Genomic DNA, 14590 nt, shown 5'->3' on the forward strand with positions numbered 1-14590 from the left:
GAAGTAAGGCAGAATGTTGTGTCTTGCCCGTGAGGATAAGTTGAGCTTAGCCTGAATTCATGTCGTCCCGCATCCCATCCCTCAATTGGCTTCGTGTCTTCGAGGCTGCGGCCCGCACCGAAAGCTTTGCGCGCGCGGCTGGGCAGTTGAACATGTCTTCAGCCGCCGTCAGTCAGCAAGTCAAAGCCCTGGAAAATCAACTGGGAACGCCCCTGTTCCATCGCCATGCCCACTCTGTGACACTGACCGAGGCAGGTCGCGCCTATTTGCCTTCGGTCCAGCAATCGCTTTTGATGCTGGAAACGTCGACCACGGGTCTTTTTGGCGAAACGCGCGGGCAACGCTTGTACGTTCAGTCGGTGCTTTTGTTTGCGCATGGTATTCTGGCCAGCGGGTTGCCAACGTTTCAGGACCTGTACCCCAGGATCAACCTGTCTTTGACGACCGGTAATCTGACGGCAGACTTTGCCAATCGATTTACCGATCTTCAAATCGTTTTCGGAAACCCGACACTTTTCGGCACTGAGGGCGACGAATTGTTGCGCGAACGCCTTTACCCCGTCGCTCCGCCAGATATCGCGGATCGCATCCATAGCCCTGAGGACCTGTTTCAGTTCACCCTCATCGAAGTTTCAACCCATCGCGCCAGCTGGCTTCATCTGTTCGAAACACTGCGCCTTCCAGCTGGGCGGGCCCGGTTTTTCTTTGCCGACAATTCCATAATGGCGGCTGAGCTATCCGCCAACCGAGGCGGTATTGCCTTGGCGCGTGCCCCTGCATCTGACCGGGTCATGGCCCTGTCGGGCCTTGTGCCCTGCCTGCCCGGCATCGACGTTGCGGGGCAAGAAGCCTATCACCTGATTTACCCGTCCAAATCTGCTTTGCGACCTCCCGCCCGCGACTTTCGCAACTGGATCATGGATTACAGTGCTGCGGTCCAGACACGGTAACGTCCCTGCCCTGTCACCTCGCGGATCAAACCGCGCGACGTGAAAAGGTCAATGTTACGCTGCGCGGTCGCTCGTGACGCCTTGGTCAATTCTTCAGCCAAAGGAACCGAAACCATTGGCCACGCGGCTAGCACATCAACCAGCATTGGCGGGGTTTTCCCACTCAGATCGGACGTCAGATCCCGAGCACGGAGTTCCCACGCGCTGACACGGTCCAAGTGAAGCAATGCAGCCAAAACGGCCTGACCTAACCCCTTGATCCATGCACTTAGCTTATCGTTGACCTCTCCAACCCCACGTAAAGCACCCGGTCCAGACAGTGCAACCGGCATGAAAAGGGCGCCTCCCCGGCCCATCGTTGCCGCGTGTCGGGCGGCAATGACCGCAGCCTCTGTGTCTTGTCCCATGCCCTGAGACAGAGCGCGCCATGCGTGGAATGCAATCGCTGCTTGCGTAACCGGGTGCAGGCTTGCAACCCTGTCCATCACGTCCGCCAAATCAGCAATCGCCTCGGGGACCTCGTCCATGTCAAGCGCCATACGATCAAGAAATGCGGTCAATCCAGTGGTCCAGCCACCCTCGGCCGGGCCAGCTCCGGTTGTCAGGCGTCTGACGGCCCAACCTGCCCGAAACAACGCCTGAACGTCATCTCCGGTCGATCCGATCCGCAACCCTGTCCACAGCGCCAGACGATCAACGCCAATCCGGTCACCGGTCCACCAACCTAGGTCTGAAACATCCATCAGTGCCAACCGATGCGTCCATCCCTCTGGACCCGCTCGTAGTCTCTCGTCCAGAGCCCCGAAACTTGCCGCAAGATCCGCCAGTTCATAGGAGAGTTCGGCCTGCGCGGCCCGCCAATCCCTGAAGTCGAACAGTGTTCTGCGATCGGCCTTCGGGCCCGGTGGCAGAAAATCTTCGTCAATCTCGGCGTCGGCGGGCAGAAACCACAGATCGTCTTCCTCTGGCGGATCAGCATCATAGATGCTGCGCGGCCCCAGCGAGTCGTCGTCTTCCGGGTCTGGCCTGACAGGTTTAGTGGTCATACCCGGCATATTTCGGGTATTTCCACCAGTTCACAAGGCGTTTCTGCAGCAGATTGATCAGCTGGCGAAACTTGAGGTCAGAATATCCAGCTGCCCTTCCAGAGGTGTCTGCGGATTGCTGCCAATCAGCATATAACCATAGCCACCTTCGGACCATGTCGCCGTTGCCAGACCGCTAAGCTCGGCAAGATTGACGTCCTTACTGGGGGCACCCTCACCTTGTCGGATGATACAAAAGGCGAAGGGTTGGCCTTGTTCGTCGGCAAATACCACCTGAACCAGCGGTTTGCCATTGAATGACAAAACCTGCGCGCGTTTCAGTTCCATTCCTGGCAAAGCTTCAAGCGTTTCGCGGTTCAAGGACCGTCCCAGCTCTGCCTCTGCCAAATCGAACTGCATTTTCAGCGCCTGTTCCGAGTTGTCCAGCGACGCAATCGTGTCTGGTACATAAAGCGACTGATAGATCGCCGCCTGCTGCGCCCAACCCAGAGGTTCAGGCCGGGTTGTCCAGAACGTTGCTGACACAGCGACAACTGCCACCGAAGCCGCAACGGCCATCAGGCGCCACGGTCCGCCTGAAGAATGCGAAGATTCCACCGGCTGCGGCTCTGGCAGCTCAACTTTCGGCGCCTCGGCGGGCACCTTTTCAAATACCGCCTGCACCATAGGTGCGAACGGGTCCAGCGCCATAAGGCGCGCCTCGAGCTCAGGGTCGTCCTCGACCGCGTGTTCAATCGCGGTTGCCTGGTCGTCATCCACTGTGCCTTCCAGATACGCTATCAGCGTCTCATCGGAAAACTTCATTTGCCACTCCGTCGAACGGCGTCTGCAGCACTTAGCTGCATCACGGTTTTAAGTTTCTGCCGGGCGTTAGACAACCGGCTCATAATGGTTCCAATCGGCACATCCAGCATCGCAGCCGCTTCGCGGTAGCTATAGCCCTCAACGAACACAAGCATGACCGTTTCCCGCTGCGCTTCAGGCAGGTGCATCACTTGAGTAAACACCTCAGCTGCGAAAATATTCGTTTCCGAGTCAGCTTCAGGCGAAATTAATTCTGCTTCGGGTGTGACCGACAGCGCCTGCGCCTTCCGAACCGAGCGCGCCCGGACTTCATTCAGCCAGATCGAGCGGCAGATCGTCATCAGCCAACTGTCCAACCGGTCATGTGATGTCACTTGATGATGGCGCTCGAGCGCGCGAAGGCAAGTGGATTGCAATAAATCGTCGGCTACGTCGGAGGCGCCGGACAAGGCCAGCCCAAACCGCCAGACGCGTTTTGAATGCGTCTGTATCGCGCCGCGTACGGCTTGTTCGGAACTAATTGCACCAACCATTGAATAAATAGTGACCTGTGTGTGTTTGACATTCACGAGCCGGGCCCGCCTGGTCAGAATTGACATAACCCGTGGAGGAAAGAAATGAAACTTCTGTTGAAAGCAGTCACGATTGCGTCGGCAATTGTTGCAACGCCAGTACTGGCCGAGCATTGGACCCTGTCGCCTGAAAACTCTCATTTGGCGTATGGTACCATCAAGAAAGATACCGTGGGCGAGGTCAATTCCTTCACCAACCTTTCCGGTCACGTGGGTCCAGATGGCAAGGCCGAGATCGAAATCGATCTGTCGTCGGTCGAAACGAATATCGACATCCGTAACGAGCGGATGATCGAGCACGTCTTCCGCAAAGCGGGCACTGCCGCCCTGAAGGCCGAGTTTGACATGGCCGAGGTCAAGGCGCTTGGAGTAGGCGAAACCGCGGTAATTGACGTCGAAGCGGTACTTACGCTGGTGGGGACAGACGTGGAATTCGAGGCAGAAATGTTCGTTGTCCGCGTATCCGAGACGTCGGTTATGGTGTCAACCAATGACATGGTGTTTATCAGCACCGAAGACGCAGGCGTGAATGCAGGTGTCGACAAGCTGATGGAACTGGCCAGCCTGCCCGGCATCACCCGCACCGTACCAGTCACTGCGCGCTTGTTCTTCAACATGGATGAAAACAAAGCCGAGGCAACACCCGCTGCCGCTGCAACCCCGGTCGCCGTCGCTGCGGTGGAAGGCGACATTAAAGCCGGTAAGAAAGTCTACCGCAAATGCAAAGCCTGCCATCAAATCAAAGAAGGCAAGAATGGCGTTGGACCGTCATTGTACGGAATCGTCGGTGCACAAGCAGCACAAGCGGAAGGGTTCAAATACTCGGATGCTCTGAAGGCGTCAGGGCTGGTCTGGAACCCTGAAACTCTGGCTGCCTTTTTGGCTGACCCCAAAGGGGCCCTGCCCGGCAACAAAATGCAGTTCCCCGGCCTGAAGAAAGAGGAAGACATCACCAACGTGATTGCCTATTTGCAGGACGAGGCGCAGAGCTAAGGCTCAAAACCGTTTCCCTCACCTGCCCCGCCGCGCTATGCCTGTCATAACCAAATGACAGCGCAGGGGCGGGGCATGAACGAGACGGTCAAACTGGAACTGGACGAGATTAAGGCCCTTAGCCTCAACATCTTGACGAAATCCGGTTTTGGAACGGACCACGCTAACGCAATTGCAGGGATGCTTGCGACCTGTCAAATCGACGATTGCCAGTCTCACGGGTTGTTCCGCCTGTTCATGTGCAACGACACCATGAAAGCGGGCAAGATCGATGGGCGTGTCGCGCCGGTGTTGGAACATTCGGACAATGCCATCGTTCGGGTGGATGCGCAGGACGGCATGTCCTTGCTGGCCTTCGAACAGGCGCTGCCGGTACTGATCGAGAAGACGCGAACCCACGGCATTGCCGCCATGGCGATCAACCGCTGCTTTCACTTCTCGGCGCTCTGGCCCGAGGTCGAGCGCTTGTCTGCGGTTGGCCTGGCCGCGATGGCGATGGTGCCCAGCCATTCCTGGGTCGCCCCTGCGGGGGGCACGCGCGGTAGCCTCGGCACCAATCCGCTGGCCTTCAGTTGGCCGCGTCAGGGGCAAGACCCGTTTACCTTCGACTTTGCCACCAGTGCCTTTGCCCGCGGTGAAATTGAACTCTATCGACGCGCGGGCAAGCCCCTGCCCGAGGGTGTGGCCATCGACAAGGACGGCCAACCCACGACCGATCCACAGGCGGCGATGGAGGGCGCGATGCTGACCTTTGGCGGCTATAAGGGCTCGGCCCTGTCGATCATGATCGAGCTGATGGCAGGCCCTCTGATCGACGATTTGACCAGCCTTGAAAGCATGGAATACGCCGAAGGCGCGGGCGGCGCGCCCTATCACGGCGAGATCATTCTTGCTTTTGATCCGGCCCAGTTCAGCGGTGGCCGTTTGGCCGCAAATGATAGCCGCGCCGAGCGTTTGTTCGCCGATATCATCGGTCAGGGCGCACGCCTGCCCTCGCAAAGGCGCTTTGCCGCAAGGGCCCGCAACACTGAACGTGGTTACGTCGAAATTGCCAAAACGCTGCACGACGATTTGCAGGCGCTAGCCGCTCAGGTGTAAGGCCTCTTTCCCTTCGGCATATGGCTGGCTAAGTAGGTCCTCCGGATAATATTCAGGAGGCCCCCTTGGACCGCATCGCCCGCACCATCGCCACAGAGATCAGCGCCCGCCCCGAACAGGTCGGTGCTGCGGTGAAATTGCTGGACGAAGGAGCCACCGTTCCCTTTGTCGCGCGGTACCGCAAAGAGGCAACCGGTGGATTGAACGACACTCAACTGCGCACGCTGTCTGACCGGCTGACCTATCTGCGCGAACTTGAAGCGCGGCGCGAAACGATTCTGGGCTCGATTAAGGATCAGGGCAAACTGACCGACGATCTTGTCAAGTCCATTACTCGGGCGGACACAAAGGCGCAGCTGGAAGACATCTACCTGCCTTACAAGCCCAAGCGCCGCACCAAAGCCATGATCGCGCGCGAAAACGGGTTGGAGCCGCTGGCCGATACGATCCTGACAAACCGCTCGGCCAAACCAGAGGCACTGGCCGAGCGCTATGTAACCGAAGCCGTGCCCACCACCAAAGATGCCTTGAACGGCGCGCGTGACATCATCGCCGAGCGATTGACCGAAGATGCGAACTTGCTTGGCGATTTACGCGGCTTCATGCAACGCGAAGCGTATCTGACGTCCAAAGTCATCGACGGCAAACAAAAGGAGGGTGCCAAGTTCAGCGACTATTTTGAGCATGTCGAGCTTTGGGCGAATACGCCCTCTCATCGCGCGTTGGCGATGCTGCGCGCGTCCAAGGATGGTATTGTTACACTTGATATCGCGCCTGAACCCGAGACAGGAGTGGCGCACGCCGAGGCCATCGTTGCTGCGTGTTTGCAGACGCGCAGCGATGCACCCGGAGACGTGTGGCTTCGCAAGGTGGCGGGTTGGACGTGGCGGGTTAAACTGTCCCTGTCCCTTATGGTTGAATTGATGGCCGATCTGCGCAGCAGGGCGCAGGATGACGCAATTCAGGTGTTCTCGAATAACCTCAAGGATTTGCTGTTTTCCGCGCCAGCAGGTGCCAAGGCAACGCTGGGATTGGACCCCGGCATTCGTACCGGTGTGAAGGCGGCTGTTGTCGACCCAACCGGCAAAGTCATCGCCACCACCACGCTGTATCCGTTTCAACCGAAAAACGACCTGAAGGCCACGCAGACAAGCATTCTGGCTATGATCGAAGCGCATCAGATCGAGTTGATCGCGATCGGCAACGGCACAGCAAGCCGCGAAACTGAGAAGATGGTCGCCGACACGTTGAAACTGCTGCCCAAGTCAGTGAAAGCGCCCACCAAGGTGGTGGTTTCCGAGGCGGGCGCTTCGGTATACTCGGCCTCGGAACTCGCGGCGCGTGAGTTTCCCGATCTGGATGTGTCACTGCGCGGCGCTGTTTCAATCGCACGGCGCCTGCAAGATCCGTTGGCCGAGCTGGTCAAGATCGAACCCAAATCAATCGGAGTGGGCCAATATCAGCACGATGTGGATCAGCACCGGTTATCGCAGTCGCTGGCATCCGCCGTCGAAGATGTCGTGAACGCCGTCGGGGTGGACCTGAATACCGCGTCTGCTCCGCTCCTTTCACACGTCTCGGGCCTGGGGCCTGGCCTTGCCGAAGCCATCGTGTCACATCGTGACATCAACGGCCCGTTCGCCACGCGGTCCGAACTTTTGGACGTCGCGCGGTTGGGACCACGCGCCTATGAACAATCCGCAGGGTTTCTGCGCATCCGGGACGGCAAAGAGCCCCTGGATGCATCCTCGGTGCATCCCGAATCCTACGACGTAGCCCGGCGCATCGTTTCTGCCTGCGGGCGAGACATTCGGCAAATCATGGGGGATGAACAGGCCCTGAAACGACTGAAACCGCAGCAATTCGTCGATGCCAGATTTGGCCTTCCGACTGTCCAAGACATCTTTGCCGAGCTTGAAAAACCCGGGCGCGACCCGCGTCCAAGTTTTGTAACAGCGACTTTCCGCGAAGGTGTCGAGGAGATTTCCGATCTAAAGCCCGGAATGGTTCTGGAAGGCACCGTGACCAACGTCGCCGCCTTCGGCGCGTTTGTTGATATCGGTGTTCATCAGGACGGGCTGGTGCATGTCAGCCAGTTGACCGACAGGTTTGTCAAAAATCCCCATGACGTGGTCAAAACCGGCCAGATTGTCAAAGTGGCCGTCGTCGATGTGGACACCAAGCGCAAACGCATTGGTTTGAGCATGCGCAAGAAAAAGGGATAGCCTTGGGTACGCTGCACAAGCAAAAAACCCCGGCAATTCAGCCGGGGTTTTCAGAAATCTACAGTGCGGCGAACGCCCTTTTACTCGACGATCTTGTGCGAATAGCCAGCCGTTTGTGACGCGTGGAAGTCTTCGACCCAGTCAACGGTAAACGCGTAGTCATCCTCGGTCAGCGGCTTGTGGCAGGCCATGCACGGAGCTTCGTTCACACCAGCCTTGTTCGAGCCGTCGACTTCAAAGACCGAATAACGCCAATCGTCATTCTTATAGATTTCAGGGACATCATCCCCCCAACCGTCGCGCTTTTCCATTGCCGTAAATAGCTTACGCTCGCCAGCAATCAATTTACCCTCAGCGTCCTTTAGCAGATTACCATCAGCGTCTTTTTTAGCGTCGTAAATCTCGACCAGGAAATACGAACCAGGTTTGAACGGCAGACCGGTCTTGACCCCTTCAAGCGCCAAATCGTTACCGCTGAAGAACCGAACCTGTTTACGGTCGTCATAGTCTTTGCGGTGATAACGGGTGAACGTGGTTTCATGATCCTTCGGGAACGCCATCAACGATCCGTCAAGACCCGTTTCATTGCTGGCAACCGCCCCAGCTTCGCCCCCGGGCAGGCTGGCGAAATAAGCGGCCAGATTATCGATCTCTGCATCGGACAGGTTCGCTGCGATGGCGTTCATCAAATCATCCTTGCGGCTTTCGGTTTTGAACGCCATCAACTGCTTTTTGATGTAGCCTTCTTTTTGACCGGCAAGGTTTGGGAAGTTGTCGGCCGTACTGATACCAGCACTACCGTGGCAGGCGGCGCATTGCGCGGCCGTTTCACTACCAGCCTGGATATCTCCGGCATTCACAACGGTCCCCAGCGAGGTGCCAACTATGGCGGCCCTTAGTGCGGCTTTTACCAACGATTTCATCAAATGTCCTTTCACTGGCTGGCAGCCGCCCGAAACATGACAAACGGCGATGCTTGCTGTGGTCAGGACATTAGGCACATGAACTACGCACGCAATGGATGCACCGTTCACAAACGCGCACAAAAAAATGAGACCATTTTTAAGCTTGGTGCAGGCCGAAACGGGTCATTCGATCCGCATAGCTTCGGTTTCGATTTTTATGTTCACAAGGTCACCCACAAGGCCATTCTCGACCGCGTAAGTCATGCCATAGTCGCTGCGTTTGATGGAGGCTTCTATCGAAAGCCCAAGCACAAACCGTTTGTGCCCAAATGGGTAGGGTTCAGCCTTGTTCAACTTCACGTTCAGTGTCACCGGCTGGGTCACGCCCAATATCGTCAGGTCTCCGGTCACTGTGCCCGCATTGTCCGTGGCGGCTGTACCAGACTCTGCGACAAAGGTGATTTCGGGGAACTCCGAGACATGCAGAAAATCCTTGTTTTTAACGTGCCCGTCACGCGCCTTGTTAAAGGTGTTGACGCTTTTGGCGTCGATCGCGACTTGAACATTCGCCAGTTCCTGCGTCTCGGTGTCATAGTCGAAAATACCCTGCACATTGCCGAATATCCCCAGCGTGTCGGCATATCCAATGTGTTCTATGGTAAAAAACACTGTCGTATGTTCGGGGTCCAGTTCGTAGCTCGCCATTTCGGCGGCCGCTGCGATTGGAGAGGTTGCGATCAGAAAGCTTAAAGCAATATTGCGCATGGCTGGTCCCTTGACGATTGTCGAACTAGATAAAGGTAGTCAAACAACCATATAGCCCGCGCCCTGCACCGACAAAGTAAACTAAATGCGCTTAACCCGTCTAACTTGTGCCACTTGGAACATTCACCGCGCCAAGGGAGCGGACAAGCGGGTTGATCCCGATCGTATCCATCGAACCATCGCTTCTGATCTGGCCCCTCTTCGGCTGGACGTTTTAGCCTTGCAGGAGGCCGATGGCGAGTGCCGGCCACATGCGCGAATTTTAGACATGCGCCGTATACAGGGCGACACCGGCTTGGTTTACCAGCATGATCAGCATGCGATGCGATGGGGATCACAAAGCGACGGATTCCTGGGAACCATTCTATTTCTTCATCCGCTTCTTGAGGTAACCCACCGCGATGTTGTCGATCTTCCGGGGCATTGCCACCGCGGCGCGGTCGTGGTCGAGACCCTGCGAGACGGCGTCGATATGCGAATTCTCTCTACGCATTTATCGCTGTTCCAACCCTTGCGCGTCATACAAATGCGTATCATCGGGCAATATTTGCGGCGCCGCCCTAAGATGCAGACAATTCTTCTGGGTGACTTGAACGAATGGCGGCCGTGGGGTGGTTTGATGTTTCACAGACGTCTTGTTGGGCAAAAGCTTGCAGGACCCGCGCGGGCGACCTTTCCGTCACGCCGCCCTTTGTTGCCTCTGGACCGAATTATGACTGATCGGCCTGATGGGGTCTTTGATGCACAGGCTATGTCGACGCCGAATCTGCGCATGGCGTCAGACCATTTACCATTGATTGCTTCGGTCAAGGTTTCGTGATCACCTGAATAATGACGCTCGGCATTTGTTAAGAGATTAGTCAAAAGGGAAATCTACGCTAGATCACAATAGATTATGACACCGCAATCCAAAGTCCAAGCGTCACAGCGCGTGACAACCGACCGCCAGTCTCTCTGGCTGATGTCGCCCCTGACCTCCTTTTGGCTTCAGGTAGGTTTGATTGGGTGTGGGCTGACAATCTTGGCATGGTTAACCCTGCCAACCGTTTTTTGGGTTCTACTTGCGTTCTTCGTGGCCTCGGCCCTTGCCGGGCTGGGGTTGGCAACTTCGTACCCTCACAGGTTGCTGGGCCTTTGCAATACCGTAACCTTGCTGCGCGCGGCCCTTGTGGCGTTCCTTTTCGGCACGCTTTTTGTCGCCGACACTGTGTCGGGCTGGGTGATATTCTGTATCGGAACAAGTGCATTTGCGATGGATGGCCTGGACGGCTGGCTGGCCCGTCGCTCTGGACTGAAATCCGATTTTGGCGCGCGGTTCGACATGGAAACCGATGCCGCCTTGGGTGCAGTGCTTGCGCTGTGGCTGATGCTATCCGGAACCACACAGGCCGAAGTTCTGATCCTTGGTTTTGCTCGCTATGCCTTTGTTATTGCTGGTTGGGCAATACCCCGACTGCAAGGAGAGCTTAGGCCATCCTTTCGTCGCAAAACCATCTGCGTGGTACAGATCACGGCACTTTTGATCCTCATTTGCCCGTTGGCACCTCACTTTCTGATCGCGCCGATTTCCATCAGTGCGTCAATCGCGCTGAGTTACTCATTTGGCGTGGATATCCGTTGGCTGCTGAGCCGCAACTCATGAGGTTATCTTTCGCACTTGTCCTCGGCGCTCTTTTGGTCTTTTGCGCTTTGGTCCTGCCGAACCATCCCGGCACAATGAATTGGTCTGCGGTGAATCGCTGGCCGCTGGAATTACCCGTGATCCTTTTGTTCATGATCGCATTCGGAAGGATTCCTGGGGTGGCGTCAATTCTGGCGGCCCTTTTGATCGCAGCCAGCCTGATGAAACTAGCTGACTACGCCACGTTCACCGCGTATAACCGCACCTTTAATCCAATCGTCGATACATTTTTGATCGAGGCAGGTTTTGGCTTGTTGCAAGACAGTGTTGGCAGGCCCTTGGCCATAGCGATGGCTGTGACAGGCGGCGCGCTGGTGGCCATCTATTTCGTATTGCTGCGATTTGGGTTGAAGGCCTGGGGGTCTCTGTCACCCCCCGTTTGGGCGAAGACGGCTGCGGTGCTTGGCATAATGATCACAGGATCCTGGGCCGTGGCGGACGCCGGGCATCACCTTAAATACTGGCGTTTTGATCAAAGCCCTCCGGGCACGGCGTGGACATCCCGGCTGGTGTTCAAGCGTGGGACCGAGATGCAGGCAACCGTTGACGATCTGTCTGTGTTCCGTCGCGAGGCGCGGGCAGATCCGATGCGCCAAGCGCAAGGTTTGCTGGATAGGCTTTCGGGCCGCGATATTCTACTGATCTGGATTGAAAGCTATGGCCGCGCGAGCTTTGATAATCCACTGTATTCCGACACCCACCTGCCGACGCTACAAAGCGCCGAGACGGCCCTTACGCAAGCGGGACTGTCCGTCAAAAGCGGCTGGCTGACCTCACCCACGGCAGGTGGCGAAAGCTGGCTGGCACATGGCGCCTTGTCGACCGGACTTTGGACGTCGGATAACGGACGCTACAACGCGATGCTGGTCAGCAATCGAAAGTGGTTGTTCCACTATGCGCGGGATGCCGGCTATCGCACGGCGGCGATCATGCCTGCGATTACGCTGGCGTGGCCCGAAAGCGCCGTGATGGGGTTCGATCACATATTTGCAGCCGCGGACATTCCTTATCGCGGAAAACGTTTTGGCTGGGTGACTATGCCTGATCAGTTCACTCTGGCGACCTATAAGGATTTGCTACCGCCCGACCCACGGCCTGATTTCATTCAAGTTGCGCTGATCTCGTCTCACGCACCATGGACACCGATCCCGCGGATGATCAGGGATCAGGACCTGGGCGATGGAACCGTTTTCACACCGATGGCCGAGCAAGGCCCCCCCGCGCGCGAGTTATGGCAGGATCACGATGATGTGCGGGACGCCTATCGCCGCGCGGTCGACTACAGTTTGCAAGCAGTGTTTTCGCATGTGGCAAAACTGGGTAAGCAAGCACCACTGGTTATTGTCGCAGGAGATCATCAAGCCGCAGGTTTTGTGGCTGGCAGTGACAATCGCGATGTCCCGATCCATGTTATCGGCCCCACAGATGTTCTGTCTTTGATTAACCACTGGGGCTGGGCTGACGGTCTAGCGCCCGCCGCAGATGGCCCGGTACGTCGGATGGATACGTTTCGCGATGATTTCCTGTTAGCCTTCACTTCTTCGGGGCAATTAGCGGGGAAACCGAGATGAGTGGCCGCCTGTTTCGCCTGTTCGGATCACTTGCGCTGTTGGGCGTCGTGTTGTGGTGGAGCGCGGCCGGAGAGGTCTGGGAAAGACTGCGCGAAGCTCAGCCGTTCTGGATTGTGATAGCAATCCTTGCCTTGAATTGCAGCACCCTATCAATGGCACGGCGATGGCAGCTAACCGCGCGGGCGTTGGAGCTGAAGATGACTTTCCGCGCAGCGCTAAAGGAATATTTTCTAGCCCTTCTCGCCAATTCCCTGTTACCCGGTGGTGTCGTTGGCGATGTCAGCCGTGCAATCCGAACACGCCAGCATGGCGACCTGAAACGCGCAGCGCAATCCGTCGTGGCCGAGCGGCTTATGGGTCAGGTGGCTCTGTTTGCGGTCCTTTTTGCCGGTCTGTCCGTTAGTTTGTTGTGGCCGGGTGGAATCGAATGGCCCAGCGGGACAGGATGGATGCTGGGAGCTGGCGTTACCCTGACTTTCGGTGTGTTGATCTGGCTGGCGTCGGCTCAAAAGACAGCCCGTTTTACGAAGTTCTGCCTTGTGCTGATGGTCCGCCCAGAGATTTCGGCTCATGCCATGACGGCCGCTGCTCTGTTGATCTTCGGCCTCTATGCATGCGCCCGTGCTACTGGAACAGAACTATCGATTGAGGCAAGCGTGACAGTTCTGCCCTTGGTCTTGTGCGCCATGCTGGTTCCGTTGTCGATCGCCGGTTGGGGATGGAGAGAAGGCGCCGCCGCCGCGCTTTTTCCCATACTGGGGGCATCGCCCGAAGCTGGGATCGCGATGGGTATCTGTTATGGTGCTGTGATGCTGTTGGCCGCCCTTCCTGCGGTTGCTTTTGTTTTTATGCCCTCCGAAGCTGAGTTGAACACAAATCCCTTGGAAAACGCATCATGAGCGCCGTTTTTGCGATACCCGGAGACAAAGACCAGCGCACCGGCGGTTATATCTATGATGCGACCGTATTGGATTTGTTGAACCAAATCGGCTGCCCAACCGCGCATCTGGAACTGCCCGGCAGTTTTCCGAATGCACCTGCGCATGACATGGAAACTGCGCTGAATGCTCTGCGGGCCGTTCCTGCCTCTACCCCGGTTATCGTGGACGGTTTGGCTCTGGGCGCCATGCCACCCGAAGGTGTCGCCAGTATTGCCGCACCTGTGATCGCGCTTGTCCACCATCCGCTTGGGCTGGAAACCGGAACAGATCCCGCCCGCGCACAGGATTTGATCCGCAACGAGGCCGCAGTGCTGGAACATGTCGCCCATGTCATCGTGACCAGCACCCATATCGGGGAGACGCTTTGGGCCGATTTCGGTGTGTCCCCTGATCGGATTACTGTGGCAAGCCCCGGCTTCCTGCGCCCCATGACTGGTTCAGCACCTGTTTCACCACCGCTGATCCTGAGTGTTGGATTATTGTCATCGCGCAAGGGCCACGACGTTCTGATCTCTGCTTTGGCGCAAATTGCCGACCTGCCTTGGCAAGCGGAAATTATCGGCCGCCCGCAAGACCCAAACTATACCGCAGAATTGCAATCACTGATCTCGAATGCAGGGTTAGCCAATCGTATCCAACTAAGGGGCGAGGTCGATGGTGCCGCCATCGAGGATGCATACCGACGCGCAAGTATGTTCGCTCTGGCCACACGATACGAAGGCTACGGCATGGTCCTGAGCGAGGCGATGCTGCACGGTCTGCCGGTTGTTTCCTGCGCAGTCGGTGCGGTCCCCGAAACGGTTGGCCATGCCGGGCGTCTTGTGCCCGCCGATCAACCCGATGCCTTTGCAGCCGAATTGCGCACCCTGCTGGAAGACCCGGATCAGTTGGTGAAAGCTGCGCAGGCTTCACTGGAACAGTCGGCAGGGTTGCCGAGCTGGCACGACACAACCCGGCATTTCGCCGATGTCATCAAACGGGTGGCCGAGTCAATTGTGCCGCCTTTCCCCTCTGGACCCACGAAATGAACTGGACCGCC

Annotated in this window: 14 protein-coding genes; 9 read left to right on the forward strand and 5 right to left on the reverse strand. The window is 57.1% G+C overall.

Annotated elements, in window-relative coordinates; all coding sequences use genetic code 11:
- Positions 1-59 precede the first annotated feature (59 nt).
- Positions 60-950: a LysR family transcriptional regulator gene (locus tag AC2TAD_RS14230; RefSeq protein WP_170754263.1), complete on the forward strand. Its 891-nt coding sequence runs from the start codon at positions 60-62 to the stop codon at positions 948-950.
- Here AC2TAD_RS14230 and AC2TAD_RS14235 read toward each other — a convergent pair.
- From AC2TAD_RS14235 to AC2TAD_RS14245, 3 genes are read right to left on the reverse strand one after another with little or no spacing between them, the layout of a single operon-like run.
- On the reverse strand, positions 923-1996 hold the full coding sequence (locus tag AC2TAD_RS14235; RefSeq protein WP_170754265.1) for a helix-turn-helix domain-containing protein: 1074 nt from the start codon (positions 1994-1996) through the stop codon (positions 923-925). The genes AC2TAD_RS14230 and AC2TAD_RS14235 overlap by 28 nt on opposite strands.
- Before the next feature lie 57 nt (positions 1997-2053).
- Positions 2054-2800, reverse strand: a complete 747-nt coding sequence (locus tag AC2TAD_RS14240; protein WP_480868433.1) for an anti-sigma factor — start codon at positions 2798-2800, stop codon at positions 2054-2056.
- Positions 2797-3369, reverse strand: a complete 573-nt coding sequence (locus AC2TAD_RS14245; RefSeq protein ID WP_331251810.1) for an RNA polymerase sigma factor — start codon at positions 3367-3369, stop codon at positions 2797-2799. The genes AC2TAD_RS14240 and AC2TAD_RS14245 overlap by 4 nt, the downstream gene beginning before the upstream one ends.
- Positions 3370-3417: 48 nt before the next feature.
- Here AC2TAD_RS14245 and AC2TAD_RS14250 point away from each other — a divergent pair, with 48 nt between their 5' ends.
- From AC2TAD_RS14250 to AC2TAD_RS14260, 3 genes are all read left to right on the forward strand, one after another.
- Positions 3418-4365 (forward strand): c-type cytochrome, encoded by a 948-nt coding sequence (locus tag AC2TAD_RS14250; RefSeq protein ID WP_170754268.1) that lies wholly within the window; start codon positions 3418-3420, stop codon positions 4363-4365.
- Positions 4366-4440: 75 nt separating this feature from the next.
- Positions 4441-5463: an Ldh family oxidoreductase gene (locus AC2TAD_RS14255; RefSeq protein ID WP_480868436.1), complete on the forward strand. Its 1023-nt coding sequence runs from the start codon at positions 4441-4443 to the stop codon at positions 5461-5463.
- Between the two features lie 65 nt (positions 5464-5528).
- Positions 5529-7688, forward strand: coding sequence for a Tex family protein (locus AC2TAD_RS14260; protein ID WP_480868437.1), 2160 nt, complete (start codon positions 5529-5531; stop codon positions 7686-7688).
- 80 nt (positions 7689-7768) lie between these two features.
- Here AC2TAD_RS14260 and AC2TAD_RS14265 read toward each other — a convergent pair whose 3' ends face one another.
- Both AC2TAD_RS14265 and AC2TAD_RS14270 read right to left on the reverse strand, forming a co-directional pair.
- Positions 7769-8611, reverse strand: coding sequence for a cytochrome P460 family protein (locus tag AC2TAD_RS14265; RefSeq protein ID WP_170754275.1), 843 nt, complete (start codon positions 8609-8611; stop codon positions 7769-7771).
- A gap of 165 nt (positions 8612-8776) precedes the next feature.
- Positions 8777-9358: a YceI family protein gene (locus tag AC2TAD_RS14270; protein WP_480868440.1), complete on the reverse strand. Its 582-nt coding sequence runs from the start codon at positions 9356-9358 to the stop codon at positions 8777-8779.
- An 85-nt stretch (positions 9359-9443) separates the two neighbouring features.
- Here AC2TAD_RS14270 and AC2TAD_RS14275 point away from each other — a divergent pair, with 85 nt between their 5' ends.
- The 5 genes from AC2TAD_RS14275 to AC2TAD_RS14295 all read left to right on the forward strand — a co-directional run bounded on the left by AC2TAD_RS14275 (position 9444) and on the right by AC2TAD_RS14295 (position 14579).
- Positions 9444-10178: an endonuclease/exonuclease/phosphatase family protein gene (locus tag AC2TAD_RS14275; RefSeq protein ID WP_480868441.1), complete on the forward strand. Its 735-nt coding sequence runs from the start codon at positions 9444-9446 to the stop codon at positions 10176-10178.
- 201 nt (positions 10179-10379) lie between these two features.
- A complete protein-coding gene (locus AC2TAD_RS14280; RefSeq protein ID WP_480868442.1) occupies positions 10380-11000 on the forward strand; it encodes a CDP-alcohol phosphatidyltransferase family protein in 621 nt (206 codons plus the stop codon).
- Positions 10997-12610 (forward strand): sulfatase-like hydrolase/transferase, encoded by a 1614-nt coding sequence (locus tag AC2TAD_RS14285; protein WP_480868444.1) that lies wholly within the window; start codon positions 10997-10999, stop codon positions 12608-12610. Before AC2TAD_RS14280 ends, AC2TAD_RS14285 begins: the two co-directional genes overlap by 4 nt.
- Positions 12607-13509, forward strand: a complete 903-nt coding sequence (locus AC2TAD_RS14290) for a lysylphosphatidylglycerol synthase transmembrane domain-containing protein (protein WP_480868446.1) — start codon at positions 12607-12609, stop codon at positions 13507-13509. The genes AC2TAD_RS14285 and AC2TAD_RS14290 overlap by 4 nt, the downstream gene beginning before the upstream one ends.
- The gene (locus AC2TAD_RS14295) at positions 13506-14579 is read left to right on the forward strand and encodes a glycosyltransferase family 4 protein (RefSeq protein WP_480868448.1); all 1074 of its coding nucleotides are present in this window, start codon (positions 13506-13508) and stop codon (positions 14577-14579) included. Before AC2TAD_RS14290 ends, AC2TAD_RS14295 begins: the two co-directional genes overlap by 4 nt.
- Positions 14580-14590: the final 11 nt, after the last annotated feature.

The organism is Ruegeria sp. HKCCD7628 (assembly GCF_057221005.1).

Excerpts from the sequence above, each read along its gene's own strand:
- AC2TAD_RS14230 (WP_170754263.1), top strand. The coding sequence starts at position 60 with ATGTCGTCCCGCATCCCATCCCTCAATTGGCTTCGTGTCTTCGAGGCT.
- AC2TAD_RS14235 (WP_170754265.1), bottom strand. The coding sequence starts at position 1,996 with ATGACCACTAAACCTGTCAGGCCAGACCCGGAAGACGACGACTCGCTG.
- AC2TAD_RS14240 (WP_480868433.1), bottom strand. The coding sequence starts at position 2,800 with ATGAAGTTTTCCGATGAGACGCTGATAGCGTATCTGGAAGGCACAGTG.
- AC2TAD_RS14250 (WP_170754268.1), top strand. The coding sequence starts at position 3,418 with ATGAAACTTCTGTTGAAAGCAGTCACGATTGCGTCGGCAATTGTTGCA.
- AC2TAD_RS14255 (WP_480868436.1), top strand. The coding sequence starts at position 4,441 with ATGAACGAGACGGTCAAACTGGAACTGGACGAGATTAAGGCCCTTAGC.
- AC2TAD_RS14265 (WP_170754275.1), bottom strand. The coding sequence starts at position 8,611 with ATGAAATCGTTGGTAAAAGCCGCACTAAGGGCCGCCATAGTTGGCACC.
- AC2TAD_RS14270 (WP_480868440.1), bottom strand. The coding sequence starts at position 9,358 with ATGCGCAATATTGCTTTAAGCTTTCTGATCGCAACCTCTCCAATCGCA.
- AC2TAD_RS14275 (WP_480868441.1), top strand. The coding sequence starts at position 9,444 with ATGCGCTTAACCCGTCTAACTTGTGCCACTTGGAACATTCACCGCGCC.
- AC2TAD_RS14285 (WP_480868444.1), top strand. The coding sequence starts at position 10,997 with ATGAGGTTATCTTTCGCACTTGTCCTCGGCGCTCTTTTGGTCTTTTGC.
- AC2TAD_RS14290 (WP_480868446.1), top strand. The coding sequence starts at position 12,607 with ATGAGTGGCCGCCTGTTTCGCCTGTTCGGATCACTTGCGCTGTTGGGC.
- AC2TAD_RS14295 (WP_480868448.1), top strand. The coding sequence starts at position 13,506 with ATGAGCGCCGTTTTTGCGATACCCGGAGACAAAGACCAGCGCACCGGC.